The organism is Micromonospora phytophila (genome assembly GCF_023656545.1).
Taxonomy (GTDB): domain Bacteria; phylum Actinomycetota; class Actinomycetes; order Mycobacteriales; family Micromonosporaceae; genus Micromonospora; species Micromonospora phytophila.
Genome location: NZ_JAMOKF010000098.1, coordinates 1 through 16,377, shown reverse-complemented (window position 1 = coordinate 16,377; position 16,377 = coordinate 1). Strand labels below are relative to the sequence as shown.

13 protein-coding genes and 1 pseudogene are annotated in these 16,377 nt (G+C 74.5%); 7 read left to right on the top strand and 7 right to left on the bottom strand.

The annotated features are described in order from the left end of the window. A pseudogene (locus NCC78_RS14525) lies at nucleotides 1–295 on the bottom strand (thrombospondin); the annotation flags it as partial. Nucleotides 296–592: 297 nt separating this feature from the next. Between NCC78_RS14525 and NCC78_RS14520 the strand changes: the two are divergent. Further along, on the top strand, nucleotides 593–1,912 hold the full coding sequence (locus NCC78_RS14520) for a glycosyltransferase family 4 protein (RefSeq protein ID WP_250795050.1): 1,320 nt from the start codon (nucleotides 593–595) through the stop codon (nucleotides 1,910–1,912). 73 nt (nucleotides 1,913–1,985) lie between these two features. Continuing rightward, nucleotides 1,986–3,497, top strand: coding sequence for a glycosyltransferase family 2 protein (locus tag NCC78_RS14515; RefSeq protein ID WP_250795049.1), 1,512 nt, complete (start codon nucleotides 1,986–1,988; stop codon nucleotides 3,495–3,497). 134 nt (nucleotides 3,498–3,631) lie between these two features. On the opposite strand, the gene galE is transcribed toward NCC78_RS14515, so the two are convergent. Both galE and NCC78_RS14505 read right to left on the bottom strand, forming a co-directional pair. Next, nucleotides 3,632–4,681: a UDP-glucose 4-epimerase GalE gene (gene galE / locus NCC78_RS14510; protein WP_250795047.1), complete on the bottom strand. Its 1,050-nt coding sequence runs from the start codon at nucleotides 4,679–4,681 to the stop codon at nucleotides 3,632–3,634. Next, a complete protein-coding gene (locus tag NCC78_RS14505) occupies nucleotides 4,672–5,793 on the bottom strand; it encodes a glycosyltransferase family 2 protein (RefSeq protein WP_250795046.1) in 1,122 nt (373 codons plus the stop codon). Before NCC78_RS14505 ends, galE begins: the two co-directional genes overlap by 10 nt. Nucleotides 5,794–5,932: 139 nt before the next feature. Here NCC78_RS14505 and NCC78_RS14500 point away from each other — a divergent pair, with 139 nt between their 5' ends. Next, nucleotides 5,933–6,742, top strand: a complete 810-nt coding sequence (locus tag NCC78_RS14500; RefSeq protein WP_250795045.1) for an Fpg/Nei family DNA glycosylase — start codon at nucleotides 5,933–5,935, stop codon at nucleotides 6,740–6,742. A gap of 3 nt (nucleotides 6,743–6,745) precedes the next feature. Here the strand turns inward: NCC78_RS14500 and NCC78_RS14495 are convergent, their stop codons facing one another. From NCC78_RS14495 to NCC78_RS14480, 4 genes are all read right to left on the bottom strand, one after another. Further along, nucleotides 6,746–7,627 (bottom strand): aminoglycoside phosphotransferase family protein, encoded by an 882-nt coding sequence (locus NCC78_RS14495; protein ID WP_250795044.1) that lies wholly within the window; start codon nucleotides 7,625–7,627, stop codon nucleotides 6,746–6,748. A 201-nt stretch (nucleotides 7,628–7,828) separates the two neighbouring features. Continuing rightward, nucleotides 7,829–9,250 (bottom strand): WGR domain-containing protein, encoded by a 1,422-nt coding sequence (locus NCC78_RS14490; protein WP_250795043.1) that lies wholly within the window; start codon nucleotides 9,248–9,250, stop codon nucleotides 7,829–7,831. A gap of 145 nt (nucleotides 9,251–9,395) precedes the next feature. Further along, nucleotides 9,396–10,778, bottom strand: a complete 1,383-nt coding sequence (locus NCC78_RS14485) for an FAD-dependent oxidoreductase (RefSeq protein ID WP_250795042.1) — start codon at nucleotides 10,776–10,778, stop codon at nucleotides 9,396–9,398. Between the two features lie 24 nt (nucleotides 10,779–10,802). Further along, complete coding sequence (locus NCC78_RS14480) at nucleotides 10,803–11,939, bottom strand: carboxylate-amine ligase (protein ID WP_250795048.1); 1,137 nt, start codon at nucleotides 11,937–11,939, stop codon at nucleotides 10,803–10,805. A 156-nt stretch (nucleotides 11,940–12,095) separates the two neighbouring features. Here NCC78_RS14480 and NCC78_RS14475 point away from each other — a divergent pair, with 156 nt between their 5' ends. The 4 genes from NCC78_RS14475 to NCC78_RS14460 all read left to right on the top strand — a co-directional run bounded on the left by NCC78_RS14475 (nucleotide 12,096) and on the right by NCC78_RS14460 (nucleotide 16,260). Next, a complete protein-coding gene (locus NCC78_RS14475; RefSeq protein ID WP_250795041.1) occupies nucleotides 12,096–12,383 on the top strand; it encodes a DUF6412 domain-containing protein in 288 nt (95 codons plus the stop codon). Between the two features lie 88 nt (nucleotides 12,384–12,471). Continuing rightward, nucleotides 12,472–13,227 (top strand): YidC/Oxa1 family membrane protein insertase, encoded by a 756-nt coding sequence (locus NCC78_RS14470; RefSeq protein WP_250795040.1) that lies wholly within the window; start codon nucleotides 12,472–12,474, stop codon nucleotides 13,225–13,227. 72 nt (nucleotides 13,228–13,299) lie between these two features. After that, a complete protein-coding gene (locus tag NCC78_RS14465; protein ID WP_250795039.1) occupies nucleotides 13,300–14,715 on the top strand; it encodes a carbohydrate-binding protein in 1,416 nt (471 codons plus the stop codon). Nucleotides 14,716–14,856: 141 nt separating this feature from the next. Next, nucleotides 14,857–16,260, top strand: coding sequence for a chitinase (locus NCC78_RS14460; protein ID WP_250795038.1), 1,404 nt, complete (start codon nucleotides 14,857–14,859; stop codon nucleotides 16,258–16,260). Nucleotides 16,261–16,377: the final 117 nt, after the last annotated feature.

Genomic DNA, 16,377 nt, shown 5'->3' with positions numbered 1-16,377 from the left:
GGTGTGGGGTGTGCCGGGTGTCGGCGTCCGCCGGTCGGCCGGTGGCGGCCCGGGCGACGGCGGCCCGTTCGGCCGCCCGGCGCTCGGCGTCGGCACCGCCGTCGTCGGCACCGCCGTCGTCGGCACCGCCGTCGTCGGCGCCGGGCGCGGCGCTGCTGCGGTAGGTCGTCGCCTCCTCGTCCCGGTCGGTCACGGCCGGACGGCTGATCCGCCCGGCGTCCTCGGCCCGGCCGTCGGAGTCGCCGTTCGTCGGTGCCGGTTCGGTCCGGCGCGACAGTGAAGGAATCTTGACCACTGAACACCTCCTGGGGGAGACGCGGCGGTCGGGTGGGAGGCGGACCGCAGCGTTGACACCCCTGCGATACCCGATCGGTCCGATCGGTACACCAGGTGCGACGTCGACCCGGCCGGCCGGGGTGCCGGCACCCGTTGCCCCGAGGTGAACATCGGCCGTCCACTTGTCGCTCGGCGCCGGGACCGGCCGCGACCGGCCATAGGATTCTGCGCGGTCCGGCCGCGGTCGGTCGGCGCCGGAGGGGTGACGATGGAGACTCGAGCCGGGCACGGGGAGCGCAGCCGGGGCCGGGTGGTCATGCTGGTCGACAACGGCGTCCGGGACGACTCCCGGGTGCAGAAGACGGCCCGGTCGGCCGCCGCCGCCGGGTGGGACGTCACCCTGCTCGGCCGCTCGCCCGACGGTGAGCCGCAGGCGTGGCGGATCGGTGACGTGCGGGTGCGGCTGCTGCCGATGGGCCGACCCGGTGAACCCACCCCGATGACGCCCCGGCGGCGCGCGGCGGCGCTGCTCGGGCGTCTCGGGCTACGCACCCCCGTCGAGCGGGCGTACACCGGACTCTGCCTGCGGTGGTACGGCGACCGCGCCTGGCGGCGGTTGCAGCCGGCGCTGTGGGGCTACGAGCACGCCTACGGCCCGGTGGTCGACGACCTGGCACCGGACCTGATCCACGCCAACGACTTCCGGATGCTCGGCGTCGGCGCCCGCGCGCTGCTCCGGGCCCGCGCGGCCGGCCGCCGGGTGAAGCTGGTGTGGGACGCCCACGAGTTCCTGCCGGGCATCAAGCCGTGGAGCGACAACGTCCGGTGGCTGCCCGCGCACCTGGCCCACGAGCGGGAGTACGCCCGGTACGCCGATGCGGTGGTCACCGTCTCCGCGGAGCTGGCCCGGCTGCTGCAGCGGGAACACGACCTGCCCGAGCCGCCCGCGGTGGTGCTGAACGCGCCCGACCGGACCGAGGCCGGCGGCCGGCCGGAGCGGGACGTGCCGGGCCTGCGCGCGCGGTTCGGGCTGGGCGGGACCGATCCGCTGCTGGTCTACGGCGGCGTCGCCGCCCCCCAGCGCGGGCTCGACGTCCTGGTCGAGGCCCTGCCGCTGCTCGCCGGCGTGCACGTCGCGCTGGTCGTCAACCATCCCGACGGCCCGTACGTCCGCTCGCTGACCGCGCGGGCCGCGGCGCTCGGCGTGGGGGACCGCCTGCACGTGCGGGGGTACGTGCCGCACGACGAGGTGGTGGCGCTGCTCGCCGGGGCGGACATCGGGGTGATCCCGATCCAGCACTGGCCCAACCACGAGATCGCCCTGATCACGAAGTTCTTCGAGTACTCGCACGCCCGGCTGCCCATCGTGGTCAGCGACGTGCGCGCCATGGCGGGCACCGTCCGGGCCACCGGGCAGGGCGAGGTGTTCCGCGCCGGGGACGCGGAGGACCTCGCCCGGGCCGTCCGGGCGGTCCTCGCCGACCCGGCGCGCTACCGGGCCGCGTACGACGAACCGGGGCGGCTGGCGGAGTGGACCTGGGAGCGGCAGGCGGCGGAGCTGGACCGGGTCTACGCCCGGCTGGTGCCGGCCGCCGCCGCCGGCGGCCGGGTGGACGTGGCCTCCCGTGTCGGCTGAGCCCCGACCGGCACCCGCCCGGGCGAGCGCCGGTCCGCCCGACGTGACCGTGGTCGTGCCGGTCCACAACACCATGCCGTACCTGACCCGATGCCTGGACTCCCTGGTCGGGCAGAGCATCGGCCTGGACCGGCTGGAGGTGATCGCAGTCGACGACGGGTCGACCGACGGCGGTGACCGCGAGCTGGACCGCTACGCCCGCCGGTATCCGGGTGCCGTCACCGTCGTGCACCAGCTGAACTCCGGTGGCCCGGCGGCGCCCTGCAACCGGGCCCTGGACCTGGCCACCGGGCGGTACGTCTTCTTCGTCGGCGCCGACGACCACCTCGGCCCCGAGGCGCTGCAACGGCTCGTCGCGGCGGCCGACGGGTACGGCTCCGACGTGGTGCTGGGCCGGGTGGTCGGGGTGAACAGCCGCTACGTCCACCAGGAGGTGTTCGCCCGGACGGCCGCCGAGATTTCGCTGGCCGACTCGGCCCTGCCGCTCTCGCTGGCCAACACCAAGCTGTTCCGGCGGGAGCTGGTCGAGCGGCACCGGCTCCGCTACCCGGAGGACATGCCGATCGGCAGCGACCAGCTGTTCACGCTGGAGGCGTGTCACCGGGCGGCGCGGGTCTCCGTCCTCGCCGACTACGACTACTACTACGCGGTGCGGCGGCTCAACGCCCGCAACATCTCCTACCTGAGCCGGGCGGAGGAGCGGCTCAGTTGCGCCGAGCGGCTGGTCGACTTCGCGGTGGAGCTGATCCCGCCGGGGGCCGAGCGCGACGCGGTGCTGCACCGGTACTTCAGCATGGAGGTGGCCGCCCTGCTGCACGACGACCATCTCCGGTTGGAACGGGCGACCCGGGAGCGGCTGCACGCCGGCGTACGACAGCTGGCCCGGCGGCACCTGACCCCGCAGGTGCGCGACCGGCTGCCGGTGGAGACCCGGGTGCGCCTCGCCGTCGTCGAACACGGCGGACCGGACGACCTGGTCGAGGTGATCCGGCAGGACGTGGAGCGCGGCGTGCCGGCGACGCTCGTCGCCGACGGCCGGCGGTACGCGGCCTACCCGGGCTTCCGTGCCCCGGGAAGGCGGCTGCCGGACCACGTCTTCGACGTCACCGACGCGGTGGACTGGCTCGCCCGGTTCGAGGTCACCGACCTGCGCTGGGGCCGGGATCCCGACGCCGGGCCGGCGCTCACCCTGGAGCTGCGCAGCCCGGTGCCCGGCCTGGACCGGCTCCGTCCGAGACTGACCGCCGGCGAGCTGGCCGGTGTCGTCCAGGCGACCGGCACGGTCGACGGGGCCACCACGCTGCGGGCCCGGTTCAGCGTGACCGAGGTGCTCGACGCCAGCGCGGCGACCGGGCAGCGCCGCGCCGTGCACCTGACCCTGCCGGCCGTGGACGGCCGCACCGGCACCGCCCCGCTGCGGGCCCCTCGGCGGGTGCGGGTTCCCGGGCCGCTGATCCGGCGGCGCGGCCTGCGGTGGTACGCGGTCTCGCCGGTCATGGACGGCAGCGGCCGGCTGATGATCTCCGTGGTGCCGTTGACCCCGCAGCGGGTGCTCGCGCGGCTGGCCACCCGCCGCCCGTCCTGACCCGGCCGCCGGGGGCGGCCCGACGCCGTCACCCGGCGGTTGGCCTGGTCCGCTCGCGCGGCGTACCCGGGGGATCGGGTCGGCCGCCGCTGCCGTGCGGCCTCGGCCCGCCCGACGGGCGCGGGTGTCGCCGGCTACCGCAGGGCGAGCGAGGGTTGCGTGGCGTACCGCTGGTCGTCGAGGGCCCGCCACCGCAGGGCGTGCCGGATGCCGTCCTCGACGCCGAAGCGCGGCGACCAGCGCAGCAGGTCCCGGTAGCGCAGGCTGCGGTTGTACACCCCGGGCACGTCGCCCGGTCGCGGCCCGGCCTCGCGGTGGGGCAGCCGCTGCCCGGTCACCGCGGCGAACGCGGCCAGCAGCTCCCGGACGGTGGTCCCCACGCCGGTGCCGATGTTCAGGGCGGTGAACCCGTCGGCGCCGGCGGCGACCACGTCGTCGAAGTGCGCCAGCGCCGCCACGTGCGCCTCGGCCAGGTCCCAGACGTGCACGTAGTCGCGGATCGCGCTGCCGTCCCGGGTCGGCCAGTCCGTGCCGGTGATCGGGAACTCGGCGCCGGTGAGCGATGCTTCGATCATGCGGCCCAGCGCGTGCGTCGGGTTGCGCAGCTGTAGTCCGGTGCGCAGCAGGGGGTCGGCGCCGATCGGGTTGAAGTAGCGCAGCGCGACGACGCTCAGCTCGCCCGCCCGGGCGCAGTCCGCCAGCACCGTCTCGACCATCGCCTTGGTGCGGGCGTAGGGGCTGATCGGGTGCACCGGGGAGGACTCGTCCACCGCGAACCCGTCACCCGGCCGGTAGAGCGCCGCGGTGGAGCTGAACAGCACCCGGCGGCACCCGTTGCGGACCAGGTGGCGGACCAGCTCGACCGACTTGGCGAGGTTCTCCCGGTAGTAGCGCAGCGGGTCCCGCATCGACTCCGGGACCACGATCACGCCCGCGCAGTGCACCGTGGCCCGGATCTCCGGGTGCTCGGCGAAGATCCGGTCGAGCAGCGCCCCGTCGGCGATGTCGCCCCGGTAGAAGGGGCGGCCCGCCGCGAAGGAGGCGCGACCGGTGGAGAGGTCGTCGAGGATGACCGGGGTGATGCCCCGGTCGAGCAGCGCCGAGCCGATGGTGCTGCCGATGAACCCGGCACCGCCGGTGATCAGGTACTTCGCGTCCCCCGCCCGCCGCGCCGTCAGGTCCACGGTTCGGCCCCGGTCGGCGCGGGCGACGTGGCCGGAGCGGGGGCCGGTGTCGGCGGCGTCGGTGGGCGGGCCGGCGTCGGGCGCACCCCGCGGCGCAGCCGGCCCGCCGTGCGGTGCGCCGCCCGCAGCGCCGCCCACACCAGGTAGGCGTCGTGGCGCACCATCCGGTGCTTGAGCCCGGAGACACCACCGGGACTCCGGTGACCGCCGTCGGGCAGCCAGCGCCGGTAGTCCTCGGCCATCCGTCGGAAGAAGGCCCGGCGGGCGTCGGCCGGCAGCCGGGAGTCGTTGCCCACGATCACCAGGTAGTGGTCGACCATGATCCGGAACAGGTCGGGCCGGTGCCGGTCCAGGGCGCCGCCGGCCGCGTCCAACCGGGCGAACACCGAGGCGTACTGGTCGAACACCTCGAAGTGGCGTCGGCTCACCGTCGCGGTGATCCGGTCGGCCGCCCGCTGCCGGTAGTGGTAGCAGGTCCGCTCCAGCACGTCGATGCTGCCTGCGGAGATCAGCAACGGGTGGCTGTAGGCGCAGTCCTCGTACCAGCCCGGGAGGAAGGGGAGATCGAGTCCGTCGAGATACTCCCGGCGGACGATCTTGGTGCAGGCGGACTGGGCCAGGGTGAGCAGCTGCGGCCGGTCGGCCAGCCGCAGCGGGGTCGGCGCGCCGCCGAGCGCCGGCCCGGACGGGCGCCGCACCACCCTGCCGTCCGGGAAGACCTCGGCGTGCTCGACGATCAGCACGTCCGGCCGGGTGCGACCGAGTCGCTCCCGCACCGCCGCGACCGCTCCCGGCGGCAGCCAGTCGTCACCGTCGACGAACCAGACGTACGCGCCGGTGGCGCGGGCCAGGCCGGCGTTGCGGGCGCCGCCCAGACCGACGTTGCCGGCCAGGTGGACCACCCGGACCCGGGGATCCCGCGCGGCGTACCGGTCGAGCAGCGCGCCGCTGCCGTCCGGTGAGGCGTCGTCGACCGCGACGACCTCCACGTCCTCGGCGCCCGGCTGCCCGAGGACCGAGTCCAGGCAGGCCGGAAGATAGGCCTCGACGCCGTGCACCGGCACGACGACCGACAGGGTCGGGCGGCCGGAAGTGGTGTCTGCACCGTCCACGGCACGCAGTGTGCCGCAGCCACCGGGACCACCACGCCACGCTGAGGTGAACCGGATCTGACCATCAGTGATCCGGCCCGGTCCGTCCACGTCACGCGTGCCGGCCGGGGCCGCAGCGCGCTGGCTATGCTTGGCGGTCGTGCCAGAGGGTCATACCATCCACCGCCTGGCGGCCCGGCACGCCGAGCTCTTCGCCGGCGACAAGCTGCACGCCGCCAGCCCGCAGGGCCGGTTCGCCGAGGGCGCCGCCCGCCTCAGCGGCACGGTCCTCGACGCCACCGAGGCGTACGGCAAGCACCTGCTGCACCACCACTCCGGCGAGCTGACCCTGCACGTGCACCTCGGCCTCTACGGGAAGTTCACCGACGGGGACGGGGCACCGCCGGAGCCGGTCGGCCAGCTGCGGTTGCGGCTGACCAGCGACCGGCACTGGCTGGACCTGCGCGGGCCCACCGCCTGCGAGCTGCTCACCCCGCCCGAGGTGGCGGCGCTGCGCGACCGGCTCGGCCCGGACCCGTTGCGCGCCGACGCCGACCCCGAGCGGGCGTACGCCCGGATCTCCCGCAGCCCCACGCCGCTGGCCGCGCTGCTGCTGGATCAGTCGGTGGTGGCCGGCACGGGGTTGATCTTCGTCACCGAGGCGCTGTTCCGGGCGGGCCTGCCGCCGACGCTGCCCGGCCGGCGGCTGACCCGCGCCGGCTGGGAGGCGCTCTGGGCGGACCTGGTCACGCTGATGCGGCGCGCCGTCGCGCGCGGCCGGATCGACACCGTCCGCGACGCGCACCTGCCGGAGGCGATGGGCCGCGCCGCCCGCGTCGACCGGCACGGCGGCGAGGTGTACGTCTACCGCCGCCCTGGCGCGCCCTGCCACGTCTGCAACGCCGCCGTGAGCCGCGGCGAACTGGCCGGCCGCAGCCTCTACTGGTGCCCCACCTGCCAGCGCGGCTGATCGTCATCGGTCGTCGAGCAGCCAGCGGACCACCTCGACCTGGCGGGGGAAGAGCTGTCCGTCGGCGGTGGTGCTCCACGCCAGGGTCTGCCCGACCGCCCAGCCCCGCACCCGTTCCCGGTCCAGCCCCAGCTCCGCGCTGAGCCGGTCCAGCCGGCGCCGGACGGCGTTCGGCAAGTGCCCCAGCTCCGCGCCCCGGACCAGCGGCACCACCCCGAACTCCCGCTCGCCGGTCAGCGGCTTCGGGTCGATCACCAGCCACGGTTCCCGGGTCGCGCGCAGCACGTTGCCGGCGTGCAGGTCCTGGTTGACCAGCACCTGCTCGCCCTGGCTGCCGACCAGGTCCGTCAGCAGCCCCAGCGCCGCGTCGAGCAGCCGCCGCTCGTACGGCCGGCCGGCCCGCTCCCAGTTCGCCGGTAGCCGTTCCATCCGGCCGGCGGCCTCGTCGGCGGGCGAGGTGAACGGCGGGCCGGCCGGCCGCCACAGCCGGGGCAGCAGCCCGACCGCCACGTCCAGTGCCGCGTCGGCGGGCAGCGCGTGCAGCGACGTGCCGGGCACGCACCGCTCGACCAGCAGCGCCCGCCGCTCCGGGTCGTGCGCGAGCAGCCGGACCGCCCCCTCGCCGGCCCAGCGGTCCAGCGCCGTCGCCTCGTGGACGCTGTCGGGGTCCGGGTACTGGAGCTTCAGCACCGCCGGGGTGGCGTCGGGCAGCTCGGCCGGCAGGGCCAGCGACGCGAAGGCGTACGGGAAGGGCGGCCCGACCCGCAGCGACCACCGGGCGGCGCACTCCGCCAGCCGGTCCGGCAGCGCCGCCAGCCACTCCCGCCCGGCCGGCACGTCCCGCACCCAGCCCAGCCCGTCCGGGATCGGGAGTTCGGAATCCATCCGGCCATCCTGGACCGTGACCGCCCGGCCCGGACAACCGATCCCGGCCACCCCGCCCGCCGATTCGGTGACCAAGAGGTTCGGGTCCACCACGGAGATCCAGCTCGACGCGAACTTCTTGATCACCGGCCGGATCACCGGCCGGATCGCGGACAGGGCCGGATCGCGGGCGGGGCGGGGCAGGGGAAAGCAGGGAGCGGGTCAGCGGAGGCGGCGGATGTCGCCGTAGGCCCGGTAGAAGCCGCCCCGGCCGGACTCGCGGACCTCGGTCACCAGGTAGCGCGCGCCGGGCACCCGGATGCCCTTGGGAAACTGCACCGACCAGTCCGGCCGGTAACCGCCGGAGAGCACGTGGACGCGGAGCCGACCGCCGTCCTCCACGCACTGCACCACCACGCCACCGTCGACGTCGCTGGTCACCTCGACCGTCGTCCACGCGGCGGGCTCCGGCAGCCGGGCCGGCGCCTTGACGTCGACGACCTCCGGCACGTCACCGGCCTCGGCGGCCCGGATGGCCGGCTCGCTGGCGTCCACGCAGGCCAGGTAGCCGCCGGTGGTGACCACGTAGAGGCGCTCCTCGTGGTACTGCATCGAGTAGGCCGAGCCGCAGCCGGTGCCGAGCTTCCACAACCGGTTGCCGGCCGCGTCGAAGCAGTAGATCGACGACTGGCTGTCACCGGCGAAGACGTACCGGCCGCCCTCGGCGGTGGCGCAGGAGAAGACCGGGGCGTCGCAGCGGTAGGTCCGCTCGGCGCGGCCGTCCTTGGCCAGCCGCACCACCTCGCGGGTGCCGGTGCCCGCGAACACGGCGCCCCGCTCCTGCCAGCCGAAGAGCACCGACCCGGTGCGGGTGTGCCACAGCTCGCGGCCCGTGCGCCAGTCGTAACCGGTCACCCCCTGGGAGTGGCCGTGGTAGAGCGCGTCGGCGTCGCAGCGCACCATCCAGGCCGACCGGCCGCGCCCCGGCCGGCGCCAGAGGAACTCGTCCTCGTGGTCGACCGCCGCGATCCCGCCGTCGGCGTCCGAGACGCCCAGCACGCCGTCGTGGATGTCCAGCCAGTAGATGTCGATGTCGGGGGCGATCGCGTACGCCACCCGGGGCACCTTGCCCGACAGGTCGTAGACGTTGCCGTCGTCGCAGCCGGCGTAGATCCAGGCGTCGTCGGCGACGATGCACTTCACCCCGTCGGGGAGGCGCACCTGGTCGAGCACCCGGGCGTCGTGGCCGAGCGTCGTGATCACCCCGTGCTCGTTGCCGACCATGCAGCTCTGCCCGTCGACGAAGATGCCGAACGCGGGGGCGCCCGAGTCGTACCGCCAGAGCACCGGGGCGGTGCGGGCGGTGGAACGGGTGCTGACGATCTGCCGCCGCGAGACGGCCCGCTTCTGCCGGATGCCACGCACCGCCGGGGCGTACCCCTTGCGGACCTTCTCGCCGATCTTCTTCGCCGCCGCCGCGCGGGCCCGGGCGTTGTCGGTGTACGCGGTGGTCTTGACCTGCCCCTGGTCGCCGATCCGGCCGTAGCGGACGGTCAGCGCGGCGTCGTCGACCACCACCTCGTAGAACTTGTGCGCTGAACCGTCCACTTCGGACAGTTCGAGGTAGGTCGTCTCCTGCGACATGGTGGCCTCCGAGGGGTCAGCGACCGGCCCGACGTGGCCGGCGCGGCGACAGCGGGCACACGCTAACCACCGCCCCCGACAAGAAACGGCCCCGTCCGTCGTCCCCCGGATCACACCGCGCGCAACCGTTTCCGAACTCCGGAGGTCAGCCGCCGGCGGTGGCGGCGAGGGCGTCGACGGCCTTGCGGGCGGCGATCAGCACCGGATCCCAGACCGGGGCGTACGGCGGGGCGTAGCCGAGGTCGAGTGCCGTCATCTCGTCCACCGTCATGCCGTTCCAGAGCGCCACCGCCAGGGTGTCGATCCGCTTCGCCGCCTCGGACCAGCCGACGATCTGCGCGCCGAGCAGTCGACCGCTGGGCTTCTCGGCGATCAGCTTCACCGTCATCGACCGGGAGCCGGGGTAGTAGCCGGCCCGGTTGGTCGACTCGGCGATCACCGTGACGAACTCGAAGCCGGCCGCGCTGGCGTCGCGTTCGCGCAGGCCGGTGCGCCCGACCTCCAGGTCGCACACCTTGGTGACGGCGGTGCCGATCACCCCGGCGAAGGTGGCGTACCCGCCGCCGATGTTGATCCCCGCGACGCGGCCCTGCTTGTTGGCGTGGGTGCCGAGCGGCACGTGCACCGGCTGCCCGCTGACCCGGTGCAGGGTCTCCACGCAGTCCCCGGCGGCCCAGACGTCCGGTATTCCGGGCACCCGCATCCGGCGGTCCACCCGGATCCCGCCGGACGGGCCCAGCGGCAGGCCGGCCGCCGTCGCGAGCGCGGTGTTGGGGCGTACGCCCAGGCCGAGCACGACCACGTCGGCGGGGATCGGCCCCTCGGCGGTGACCACGGCGGACACCCGGCCGTCCTTCTCCTCCAGCCCGGTGACCGTGAGCCCGGTGCGGATGGTGATGCCCAGGCCGCGCATCGCGTCGGCGACCAGCTCGGCCATCTCCGGGTCCACCGTCGACATGGGTTGCTCGGCCTGCTCGACCAGGGTGACGCTGAGCCCGCGCTGGATCAGCGCCTCGGCCATCTCGACCCCGATGTAGCCGCCGCCGACCACCACGGCGTGTCGCGGCTTCGGGTCGGCCTCCAGCCGGTCGCGCAGCGCCGCGCCGTCGTCGAGGGTCTGCACCCCGAAGACCCCCTGGGCGTCGGTGTGCGCCCAGTCCGGTTTCACCGGCACCGCGCCGGTGGCGTACATCAGGGTGTCGAAGCCCTCGCGGACCTCGCCGCCACCGTCGAGGTTCCGCGCGACGACCTCGCGCCGGTCGAGGTCGATCGCGGTCACCTCGTGCCGGAGCCGGACGTCGATGTCGAACGACTCCCGGAACGTGGTCGGGTCGCGGGCGATCAGCTGGTCCCGCTCGGGCACCAGGCCGCTGATCCAGTACGGGATGCCGCACGCCGAGTACGACGTGAAGTGCCCCCGCTCGAAGGCGACGATTTCCAGGTCACCGCGGTCGCGGCGGCGTCGCGCCTGGGACGCCGCCGCCATGCCCGCGGCGTCTCCACCGATGACGATCAGCCGTTGCACCACGGGCCCATCCTGTCACCAAAAGGATCAGCCGCGGGTCTGTCGCGCCACGTCCTCCACCACGTCGACCAGTCGACCGGTACGGGCGAAGACGGCGCGCTGCCGGGCGGCCCCGGTGCCGTGCCGGCGCAGCCCGCCCAGCAGGTCGGTCACCTCGCCGAGGTCGCCGTGCCGCTCCAGCGCCGGGCGGAGCCGCTCGACGAGCTGGTCGAGCAGCTCCCAGGCCGGTCGCAGCTCCCCGTCGGTCAGGTCGACGCCGTCACCCTCCAGCCCGTCGTGCGCGGCCCGCCAGTGCGCGGCGACCAGCAGGTGGTGGTCGGTCCGGATGGCGGGACGACCGTTGGCGATGTCGTCCATCGCGGTCGCCACCAGGGCCCGGACCAGGGCGGCGACCAGCACGGTGTCGTCCACCGAGGGGCAGACGTCGCCGATGCGGATCTCCACCGTCGGGTACTTCGCCGACAGCCGGGCGTACCAGTAGAGCATCCCCTCGTCGAGCATGACGCCGCTGGCGATCAGCTGCCGGATCAGCCGTTCGTAGTGCTCGTGCGAGGACAGGAACGGGGTGGGCGCCACCGACGGCCAGCGCTCCCACTCCACCGACCGCCAGCTGGCGTAGCCGGTGTCCTCGCCAGCGGCGAAGGGGGAGTTGGTGGTCACCGCGTGCAGGATCGGCAGCCAGGGCCGGACGTGGTTGAGCACCTGCACGCCGGTGTCCGGGTCGGGCACCCCGACGTGCACGTGCATGCCGTTGTTGCCGGGACCGGGGACCAGCAGGCGGAACCGCTCGATCATCCGGTCGAAGCGGGGCTTGTCGACCACCGGGGGCACCGGGCCGTCCACCGGGCCGGTGCCGATCGCGAGCAGCCGGACGCCGGCCCGCTCGGCGGCGTCGGCGAGCGCGGAGCGCAGCACGCCGAGCGAGTGCCGGATCGAGGAGAGTTCCAGCCCGGGCGGGGTGCCGATCTCGATCTGGCTGGTCTGGAACTCCCGCTCCACCTGGCCGCGCAGCTCCGCCGGCACCTGTTCCATGACGAGGTCCACGGCGGGCACCGCGGTCCCGGTGTGCGGGTCGACGAGCAGGAACTCCTCCTCGACGCCCACCGTGAACAGATCGGTCCCCTCGACCGCCGCGCTCGGCGCCTCCGCCACCTGGCCGGTCATCGCCACCACCGTCCGTTCCCGCCGGTCACGGTCCGTCCGCACCGGTCCGATCGCTGGTTACCCACCGTGGCGACGGCGGGAAACGCGTCGTCGGCGGGTCGGGTGGCGTGTCGTGATCCGGCCGGCTGGCGTGACACCGGGTCCTAGGCTGGAGGAGTGCCGGGGCCGCTGGGGATCGTGCTGGGGATGTGGGCGTACTCGCTCACCCAGTTGACCGTGCTGGCCGACCGCCCGGCCGAACTCCTCGCCGGCGCCGCCCTGGTGCTCCTCGCCGCCCTGCTGGCCGTGCAGGTGGCCCTCGCGGGCGGGTCGCCCCGGGTCGGTCGGCGCGCGGTCGCGCTGCGGGCGAGTTCCCGGCGGTGCCGGGTGCCCCGTCTGGTGGACCCGGACGCCGCCGGCCGGCCCCGTCCGCGAGCGCCTGGGGCGTACCCCTCGGCCGCGTAAGCACCGCCACGCGGCCGATTCCGCCGTCATCCGCGCCCGGGGGCGTCATCCCGGAGCGCACCGAGGAATCGGACCGAGGGGTTCACCCATGCTCGCCTTCGCACCACTGCACGACGCCGTCTCCGCCGCCGGCACCGTCCTGTCCTGGCTCACCACGCTGCTCGAACCGCTGGCCGGCGGCGGGGCCACCGCCGCCGCGATCGTCGTGCTCACCGTCGCGGTGCGCCTGCTGATCTCGCCGCTCACGCTCGCGCAGGTCCGCGGGGAGCGGCGCCGCGCGGCGCTCGCTCCCCAGGTCCGCGACCTGCAGCGGCGGTACGCCGAAGACCCGGCCCGCCTGCAGAGCGAGCTGTTCGGGCTCTACCGCGCCAACGGCGCCAACCCGGTCGCCGGCTGCCTGCCGGCGCTGCTCCAGGCGCCGTTCCTGCTGGTCATGTACCGGCTCTTCACCACCTCCGACGGGGGCACGGGGCTGCTGGCCGAGCGGCTGGCCGGGGTGCCGCTGGGCCACCATCTCGGTGACGGGCTGACCGGGGCGGCGCTGCCGTTGTTCGGCGTGCTGCTGGCGGCGCTGCTGGGACTGGCCTGGTGGACGTCGCGGCGGATGCGGCGCGCGGCGGTGGCGACCGGGACGGTGGCCGGCACGCCGACGCAGGGGCCGGGCGCGGCGACCCTGGGGAGGCTGCTGCCCCTGCTGCCCTACACGACCGTGCTGGTGGCGCTGGTGCTGCCGCTGGCGGCGGTGGTCTACCTGGTCACCACCACCGCCTGGTCGGCGCTGGAGCAGCTGGTGCTGCGTCGCCCGCAGGACGTCCCGGCGGCGGGAGGCATCGACCGACGTTGACATCTGCCGGAGCGGCGCGTACAACTCGTCGGGAGAGCGCTCTCTCGCCCGTCCCCGCAGAGAGGCACGTCAATGAAACCTGCCCCGGCGGCCCCCGCCGCCCTGCCCGCACGACGCCGGCTCCCGCTGGCGTTGGCCCTGTTCGCCGCCGCCGCCACCAGCACCGCCCTGGCCGGGGTCGCGGTCACCGCGAACGCCGCCGTGCCCCCGCCGCCACCCGGTTGGAGCCTGGTCTGGAGCGACGACTTCACCGCTCCGGCCGGCACCCTGCCCTCCGCCGCGAACTGGATCATCGACACCGGCACCAGCTACCCCGGTGGCCCCGCCAACTGGGGCACCGGGGAGATCCAGACGTACACCGCCAGCACCGCCAACGTCAGCCACGACGGCGGCGGCAACCTCCGGATCACCCCGCTGCGCGACGGCGCCGGGCGCTGGACCTCCGCCCGCATCGAGACCGTCCGCAGCAACTTCAAACCCCCGGCCGGCGGGGTGCTCGCCATCGAGGGCCGGATCCAGATGCCCAACGTCACCGGGGCCCAGGCGGCCGGCTACTGGCCGGCGTTCTGGGCGCTCGGCTCGCCGTACCGGGGCAACTACCAGAACTGGCCGGGGATCGGCGAGTTCGACGTGATGGAGAACGTCAACGGGATCAACTCGGTCTGGGGGGTGCTGCACTGCGGCGTCGCCCCCGGCGGACCGTGCGACGAGTTCAACGGGATCGGCGCGTCCCGCGCCTGCCCGGGCGCCACCTGCCAGTCGGCGTTCCACACCTACCGGTTCGAGTGGGACGCCTCGACGAGCCCCCAGCAGCTGCGCTGGTACGTCGACGGGCAGCTCTTCCACACCGTCAGCCAGAGCCGGGTGGGGGAGCCGTACTGGTCGCAGATGACCAACCACGCCGGCTACTTCCTGCTGCTCAACGTCGCGATGGGCGGGGCGTTCCCGAACGGGGTGGCCGGCGGCGCCACGCCGACCGCGGCGACCGTCCCCGGGCGGCCGATGCTGGTCGACTACGTCGCGGTCCTCAGCCGGGGCGGCGGCACCACCCCGCCGCCGACCACCCCGCCGCCGGGCGGGGTGCGGGACGCCTACGCGACGATCCAGGCGGAGGCGTTCAGCGCGCAGAACGGGGTGATCGTCGAGGCGTGCGCCGAGGGCGGGCAGAACATCGGCGCGTTGCGCAACTCCGACTGGGTGCGCTTCGACAACGTCGAGTTCGGCTCCACCCCGCCGCGTGACTTCGTCGCCCGGGTGGCCTCCGGCGCGGCGAGCGGCGTGAGCGGCCTGGTGGAGGTCCGGCTGGACAGCCCGACCAGCCCGCCGATCGGCAGCTTCGCGATCGCGAACACCGGCGGCTGGCAGAGCTGGCGCTCGGTGCCGGGCAACGTCACGCCGGTGACCGGCCGGCGCACCGTCTACCTCACCTTCAGCAGCGGCCAGCCGAACGACTTCGTCAACGTCAACTGGTTCACCTTCCGCCGCTGACGGATCCCGGGTCGGTGCCGGCCTCGCCGGCACCGACCACGGATCGATGCCGGGCCATCCCTGGACAGAAACAGTTAACAGTCTTAATAATAGGCGACAACGTTGACGTCCGTGGATGCCGTGTTCGGCGTGGAGGGTTCCGTGAAACGTTCCAGATCTCTGGTGTTGTCGCTGGTCACCGCGCTGGCCGCAGCCGTCGGGGCGGTGTGGGTGGCGCTGCCGGCGTTCGCCGCCGGGGCCACGGCCAGCTTCGTCAAGACGTCCGACTGGGGCTCGGGCTGGGAGGGGAAGTACACGATCACCAACGGCGGCGGAGCCACGATCAACGGCTGGACCGTCACCTTCGACCTGCCGGCCGGGACCACCCTCGGGACGTACTGGGACGCGTTGCTGACCTCGTCGGGGCAGCGGCACACCTTCACCAACCGGTCCTGGAACGGCAGCCTCGCCCCGGGCGCCTCGATCTCGTTCGGCTTCCTGGGCAACGGGCCGGGGGCGCCGACCAACTGTCAGCTCAACGGCGCGCCGTGCGGCGGCGGCACCGGCCCCACCACCGCTCCGCCCACCACCGCACCCCCGACGACGCCGCCCCCCACCACGCCGCCCCCCACGACGCCGCCCCCGACGAGCCCGCCGCCGAACACCGGGCTGCCGAAGCACCTCCTCACCGGCTACTGGCACAACTTCGACAACCCCGCGGTCGAGCTGCGCCTGCGCGACGTGCCGACCGAATACGACGTGGTCGCGGTCGCCTTCGCCGAGGCCACCGCCACCCCCGGCGCGGTCACCTTCGGCGTCGACCCCGGGCTCTCCGCCGCGCTCGGCGGCTACACCGACGCCGACTTCTCCGCCGACGTGCGGACGCTCCAGGCCCGCGGCAAGAAGGTGATCATCTCGGTCGGCGGCGAAACCGGCCGGGTGGCGGTCAACGACGCCGCCTCCGCCACGGCGTTCAGCGACACGGTGCACGCACTGATCCAGCGGTACGGCTTCGACGGGGTCGACATCGACCTGGAGAACGGGCTGAACCCGACCTACATGGCCCAGGCGCTGCGCTCGCTGCGGGCGAAGGTCGGCACCGGGCTGATCATCGCGATGGCACCGCAGACCATCGACATGCAGTCCCCGGCGAGCGGCTACTTCAAGCTGGCGCTGGACATCAGGGACATCCTCACCGTGGTGAACACCCAGTTCTACAACTCCGGGGCGATGCTCGGCTGCGACCAGAACGCCGCGTACGGGCAGGGGACGGTGAACTTCATCGTCGCGCTGGCCTGCATCCAGCTGGAGGCGGGCCTGCGCCCGGACCAGGTCGGGCTCGGCCTGCCGGCCGGACCGGGGGCGGCCGGCGGCGGCATCGTCGCGCCCAGCGTGGTCAACGCCGCCCTGGACTGCCTGGCCCGGGGCACCAACTGCGGCAGCTTCCGGCCGCCGCGCACCTACCCGGGCATCCGGGGCGCGATGACCTGGTCGGTGAACTGGGACGTCAGCAACGGCAACGGCTTCGCCCGTACCGTCGCCCCGCACCTGGACACCCTGCCCTGACCGCTGGTGAGCCGTAGACGGAGGCGGTCAAGGTCCGGCTGCTCCACGAGGACTACTGGACCCTCCAGCACTGTCCGGTCCGTCTCCGGCAGGCTTGTCAGCTTCTTTGAGTCGACG